Genomic DNA, 5,858 nt, shown 5'->3' on the forward strand with positions numbered 1-5,858 from the left:
AAACTACACCCCTGTGAATGAATCTCCACTTTTTACAACTTTGCTAATCAAAGATTTAGAAAGATTGAGATAACTTGCGATACTCGCTTGTGAGTATCCATCTAAATGTGCATTCATTATAGCGATGTTTCTATCTTGTTTTGTAGAAATATTATAAAAATGTTCTTCAAATTGTTTTGATTGAGAAATTTTTATACTATTGTTTACTTTAACAATTTTCTGTTTCTCTTTTGTTTTTATGTATTCTAACTCTTTATCTGTGATTGGCAGATGATAATTATTATCCATCAAACAGTAATCATGTATAATGACTTTATTTAAAGTAGCACTTTTATTTAAAATCTGTAAGAACATATCTTTATCAACATCTGAGTTAAAAATATTACAACGATTTACACCACGATTGATAACATGATGATAACCAGCTAATATCAACTCTTAATCTTGTAGGTATTAAAAATCCTTATTTATTTTATTATGTCGATAGTTAAAAATTATATCATAAAAGTGGAGATTCATTCACAGGGGTGTAATTTTTAATTTATTGTCCGGCGAGTCTTTACAAACAATGACAGTTAGAACACAGAGCAATCATATATTTTTATCAGTTTTAGCATTTTTCAAACTTGAATGTTTGAAAATAAAAAGAAAAAAATTGGATAGATCAATTTGTTAAAAATCTTGGAAAATTCCCAAGATGGGATTTGTTTTAGTTAAGGTTATAAATTGTAACTGCAAATGGTAAAATTTTTAAAGTTAAAATTGGAAAAAGTTTAAAAGATGAGCTATTAAAAGAATATTCCAAACAACATCATAAAAATAAAAAAAGTTAATTTATGATTAAATTATGTTAAAATAAGTAAAATTATAAAGGATTATTATGCAAACAGTAACTTTACAAGTTCAAGATGGTACTTATGATAAATTTCTTTGGTTAATAAATCACTTCTCAAAACAAGAAGTAACAGTATTGGAACAATCAAAATATATATCAGATGATACATATTTAAGAAATACTGATGGAATGGTACAAAGTATCCAAAAAGCGAGAAATGAACCTATAGAAAAAGGTGTAACTTTAGATAAATTAGAATGGTAGAATATCAATTAATTTTTATGTCACAAGCACAAAAAGATGCTAAAAAACTAGCTTCAAGTGGATTAAAGCCTAAAGCTTTAAAATTATTAGAACTTATCAAAATCAATCCACTTCAATATCCACCAGAATATGAATATTTAAAAGGCGATATGAAAGGTTTAGTTAGTCATAGAATAAATAAACAACATCGATTAGTTTATGAGATATTTGAAGAAGATAAAATAATAAAGATTTATAGAATGTGGGAACATTACGAGTAATTCAAGTGCTAACAAATCCTTGGAAAAAACAAGTGTATAGACGAAAATTTTAAATTTTAAAATACACCCCAGTGAATGAGTCTCCACTTTTAATATTTAAACATAGCAGCCAAACATTAAATCACTCATTTATACTCTTTTTTATTTTCTCACAACTCAACAACCCGCTCAAACATCTCTTTAATCTCCATCTCGTGGCTTATTAGAAATATCTGTCGGTATTGCTCTTTTATGGTGTGGAAGGCTTCTAGTATTTCCATGCGGCGGCTCTCGTCTTGACTTCCGAAAACCTCATCAAACGCAAGAAAGCCTATACTACTTGCTCCGCTAAGTTCTGTTAGCGTTTTGCTTATGGCTATTCTAAGCACTAGGTTTGCTAGGTCTATTTCTCCACCGCTGAAACGCTCTATTGGGTACTTTTTGCCATCGTCGTAGATGAAGAAGTCGAAGTCGTTGTTTACCTCTATGTGTTGGTACTTACCTTTTGTTATTTGGCTATACATCTCAGATGCTATGCTAGAGATGCGAGGTGCTACCTTCGCGTTTAGTTTCGTCTTGAAGTCTGCTAAACTAGTTTTTATCTTTTCGTAGTCTTTGAGGTCGTCTTTTTTAGATTGGACTTTTTTTACTTGGACATCGTTGTTGTCAAGGGCATTCTGTATGGTCTTTATCTCTCCGACTATGGATGCTATGAGGACTTTTATGTCGTTTAGCATAGTTGTCTCGGTATCTAGCGTTTTAAGTGCCTCATCATGCTCTGTATGCTTTTGTTTATGAGCTTCTTCATCGTAGAGAACTTTGTTGTGCTCTTGTTCTTTGTCGTAGCGTTTCTTTTCAAGCTCTTCTATGTGTGCGGTTACTTTTTCTAACTCTTTTTTTACACTAGGGAGACGTTTTAGTTCTGTCTCTAGACTTAGTATGTGTTTGTACTGTGGTTCTAGTTCATCGTATGCTTTTCGTACTTTGAAGTGAAGGTCACTGTCGTAGTTAAATTGCTCTAGTGCTTTTAGCTCTTCTTTGTTTTTGAGACCTTTTTTCTCTATGAGGGAGAAGTGCTCTCTCGCGTTTTGTAGGTCTTTTTGTTTACTCACTATGATGTTTAGTTTTTTTGTAAGCTCTTGGTACTCTTTATCTTTTACACTTTTAAGTTCTATGAGTTTAGCTTTTTGTTCTTGTACACTACGAAGCTGCGTTTCATACTCGTTTATCTTCTTTTGGTGAGTGCCTTGGACTATCGCGACAAGAGAGTTTATGACATTGTCGTACTCTTCTATAAGCGGTCTTGTACAAGTAGGACACTCTGAATCTTTTCCAAGTTCTTGTATGCCTGCTATCTTCGTGTTTGCCTCGTCTATGGTTCTCTGCTCACTCTTCATCTCTATGAGTAGTTCTTGCTCTTTCTTTTGTTCTAGTTCTATAGTGCTTAGTGCATGTGAGAGTTCTTCTTGTAAGTCCTTTTCATCAAGTACACACTTCTCGAACGACTCACACTCTTTTTCTAGTGTAGAGATGTCAGCCTTACTTTTAGTGTACTGCTCTCTTAGTTGTACTTGCTCTTTAGTAAGCCCCTCGCGTTTTAAGTGATGCTCTTTTAACTTTTCTTGGTTTTTTAAGTCCTCATGGAGACTCAGGTACTCTTTTTTTACAGAGGCAAGGCTAGTGAGTGTTTCTTGTTTATGTTCTAGCTCATGAACCTCAGCTATGAGTTTTGCACTAGTTAGTAACTCTATGCTTTTGTTACTTGTCAGAAGTTTAAGCCCAGAGAAAAGTTTTTGTTTTTGCTCTTTAGTTTTTGTGAAAACATCAAGCTCTTTTTTTATGGCTTGCTCTTTGTCTTTTAGTACTATAAGTTCTTTACTCTTGTCTAACTCATCTTTACTAAGAATGTTTTTCTTCTCAACTCTAGCCTTTATCAGTTCTTGTTTACCACTAACGTCTTCATCACTTAAAAGCACTTCTGCAAATGCACTTATTTGGCGTTTTAGTTCACGGCTTTTCTCTACTAGCTCTTTTTCAACGAAGTCTATCTTCTCTAGTCCAAGAAGCTTTCGTATCATCTTTTTTCTGTCTTCATTTTTAAGAGTACTAAGACTTGTGAGTTCTTTTTGAGAAGCAAAGAGAGTATGCATAAAAGCATCTTTACTCATCTTTGTAAGGTTTACTATGGCAGAAGTGACTTCTTTAGCTCCTGTGGTTGTAAGCTCACCATTTTTATAAAACTTCGCGTTTGCACTCAGAGCTTTTCCCCGAAACTCGCGTTTAACCTTATACTCACAAGAGTCAAACTCAAAGTCTAGTTCTACAACTACGGCATCTTTAGTAGTCGCGTTTGCATTTCTAAGAATGTCTTTGTTTCCTCTGACTTTGGCTTCTCCATAGAGTGCGAAAAGTATGGCTTCAAATAGTGTCGACTTTCCACTTCCATTTTTACCGATGATGCCTATGAGACCTTCGCCAAACTCTACATCATAAGTGACATACTTTTTGAAGTTTTCTAAGTGTAGTTTAGAGAGAATCATCACGGCTCTCCTCATACTCGTTAAAGAGTTTGTCTATCTTACCTTTTAGTCTTTCATACTCTTCTTCGTTAGCGTCTTCTTTTACATGTTCTAAGAAGTACTGCTGTAAGCTAAGGGACTCTATGTCAACTGCACTCTGTGCATGGCTAGTTGATTTAAACTCGCGTTTGACCGTTACGCTCATGGCGTTTGTAAAGAGATTGATTATCTCTGTGTTTTGAATGTCTATGGATTGCAGGGGTGTTAGGTTTGTTAGTCTTACTTCCACTATGGCGTTTAGTGTATCTTCAAACTCTAAGTTCGCCAGTGAGCTTTCATACTCCTCTGCGTTTATGACCTTAGAGACAATGGGACGAATGTTTATCTCTTTGTACTCTGTTTGGAGTTTTCCAAAAAGAGAAGACTCATCATCAAGTATGACTTCGACAAAACCTTTAGAGTTGCGTTTGTCACCTAGGCTTGTGCGTTCAGTTGAACCACTGTAAAAAACATTTGTGTGTTTACCTACTTGACCGAAACCATGCCAGTGCCCAAGTGCTACATAGTCCATCATCTCAAACATGTACTCTTTGTCTTTAGGAAAAACCCACTCTCCATACTCTTGCATCAAGAAGTGCGCACCGACCGAGCAGTGCATCATAAGAAGGTTTTTCTTGACTGTATCTATTTCTGCTTCGCATTTCTCTATCTGCTCAACCGCTTTAGTCTCATCGTTCATGTGAGGGAGTGTATGAAATACTATGTCTTTGAACTCTATCTTTTTATACTCTTGATTGTAAGAAGTGTATACGTTATCAAAGTTTTCAAATATTTTCATTATGGGGCTAGAGAGATTTGTCCGTGGCGTTGAGTGGTTTCCAGCGATGATGATAAAGGGAATGTTTAAAGAGCTTATGATTTTAAACTGCTCAAGTGCGAATGTAATAGCACGGTTACTAGGAGATGAACGGTGAAACAAGTCGCCCGTATGGATGATGTAGTCAGGTTTTATGCGTTTTATCTGCTCTATGACCTGAGAAAAAGCGTCATAAAAATCTGCTTCTCTTTGGTTTATGTTCTCATCGTTTAAAATGTCTAAGTCGTTATACCCAAGGTGAGTATCGCTAAAGTGTATTATTTTCAAATCATGCCTAATAAAATATTGTAAATAATTATATCATGTATGTCTTAATTAAAAAAATCTTTTATCATTGTGAAATGTCTCTCTACCTTATCAAAACTATGACTGCCACCCTCTTCTATAACGAGTTTAGAGTTTGGTAGTTTTTTCACAGCTTCTCTATAGTCTAGCGTTTCATCACCCTTTTGGAGTAAGGTAATGATGTTTTCTTCACAAATACCTTCTACTTTGTACTTGTGCAGCATATCTATATGACTACTCATCCATGTAAAAGTACTCTCATCATAAAAGGAAGGAGCATTGCCTAAAACTTTTTGTAATGTTATATATGGATGGATTGATGGATTGATTAAAATCGCTTGTACATTGTACTTATGTGAAAGATAAAGAGAGTAAAAACCACCAAGAGATGAGCCTATAAGTTTAACATCACCATTATATGATTCGATCAACTCTTCTAAGGTTCTAATCGCCAGTTCTGGGATGTACGATAAAGATGGAGCGATAAAAGCCTCACCCTTAAAATACTCACGAAACTGTTGTGCTTTATGTCCATACCCACTACTACCAAAACCGTGAATATAAATAATCATAGGCCTATCCTTTTGAAGTTTAATTTTCAAGGATTCTAGCATATCAAGGTAAAATTCTTAATATGAATTATGTTTTAACTTATGTATCCTAGCCAAAGAAGTAAAATTATATTTAACATACTCATTGCCACAAAACCAACCCTGTAAAATGTAAGTGGTTCTCTTTGTATGTAAGAACTATTTTTTGTGAAAAAAGGTTTCACTTTCTGTGGATATTTCAGTTCAAAGTTCATCTCGGAGTAGTGAGTATATCGTTGCTCTTTATCT

Annotated in this window: 6 protein-coding genes and 1 pseudogene; 2 read left to right on the forward strand and 5 right to left on the reverse strand. The window is 34.5% G+C overall.

The genetic code is table 11. From position 1 onward, the window contains the following. Nucleotides 1–3: 3 nt before the first annotated feature. The gene (locus HOG88_RS01725) at nt 4–435 is read right to left on the reverse strand and encodes a helix-turn-helix domain-containing protein (RefSeq protein ID WP_295002493.1); all 432 of its coding nucleotides are present in this window, start codon (nt 433–435) and stop codon (nt 4–6) included. Between the two features lie 445 nt (nt 436–880). Between HOG88_RS01725 and HOG88_RS01730 the strand changes: the two genes are divergently transcribed. Continuing rightward, a complete protein-coding gene (locus HOG88_RS01730; protein ID WP_295002494.1) occupies nt 881–1,099 on the forward strand; it encodes a hypothetical protein in 219 nt (72 codons plus the stop codon). After that, a complete protein-coding gene (locus tag HOG88_RS01735) occupies nt 1,093–1,359 on the forward strand; it encodes a Txe/YoeB family addiction module toxin (RefSeq protein WP_295002496.1) in 267 nt (88 codons plus the stop codon). The genes HOG88_RS01730 and HOG88_RS01735 overlap by 7 nt, the downstream gene beginning before the upstream one ends. Before the next feature lie 149 nt (nt 1,360–1,508). Here HOG88_RS01735 and HOG88_RS01740 read toward each other — a convergent pair whose 3' ends face one another. The 4 genes and pseudogenes from HOG88_RS01740 to HOG88_RS01755 all read right to left on the reverse strand — a co-directional run. Continuing rightward, entirely contained in the window at nt 1,509–3,878 is a 2,370-nt protein-coding gene (locus HOG88_RS01740) for an SMC family ATPase (protein ID WP_295002498.1), read from the reverse strand. Next, a complete protein-coding gene (locus tag HOG88_RS01745) occupies nt 3,865–5,001 on the reverse strand; it encodes a DNA repair exonuclease (protein WP_295002500.1) in 1,137 nt (378 codons plus the stop codon). Before HOG88_RS01745 ends, HOG88_RS01740 begins: the two co-directional genes overlap by 14 nt. A 44-nt stretch (nt 5,002–5,045) precedes the next feature. Continuing rightward, nucleotides 5,046–5,591, reverse strand: a complete 546-nt coding sequence (locus tag HOG88_RS01750) for a YqiA/YcfP family alpha/beta fold hydrolase (protein WP_295002502.1) — start codon at nt 5,589–5,591, stop codon at nt 5,046–5,048. 74 nt (nt 5,592–5,665) lie between these two features. Further along, a pseudogene (locus HOG88_RS01755) lies at nt 5,666–5,858 on the reverse strand (bifunctional protein-serine/threonine kinase/phosphatase); the annotation flags it as partial.

It is taken from the genome of Sulfurimonas sp., from assembly GCF_018698455.1.
Taxonomy (GTDB): Bacteria; Campylobacterota; Campylobacteria; order Campylobacterales; family Sulfurimonadaceae; genus Sulfurimonas.

What these genes read in the sequence shown, in the direction of transcription:
- HOG88_RS01730 (WP_295002494.1), top strand. Translation starts at nt 881, where the DNA reads ATGCAAACAGTAACTTTACAAGTTCAAGATGGTACTTATGATAAATTT.
- HOG88_RS01735 (WP_295002496.1), top strand. Translation starts at nt 1,093, where the DNA reads ATGGTAGAATATCAATTAATTTTTATGTCACAAGCACAAAAAGATGCT.
- HOG88_RS01740 (WP_295002498.1), bottom strand. Translation starts at nt 3,878, where the DNA reads ATGATTCTCTCTAAACTACACTTAGAAAACTTCAAAAAGTATGTCACT.
- HOG88_RS01750 (WP_295002502.1), bottom strand. Translation starts at nt 5,591, where the DNA reads ATGATTATTTATATTCACGGTTTTGGTAGTAGTGGGTATGGACATAAA.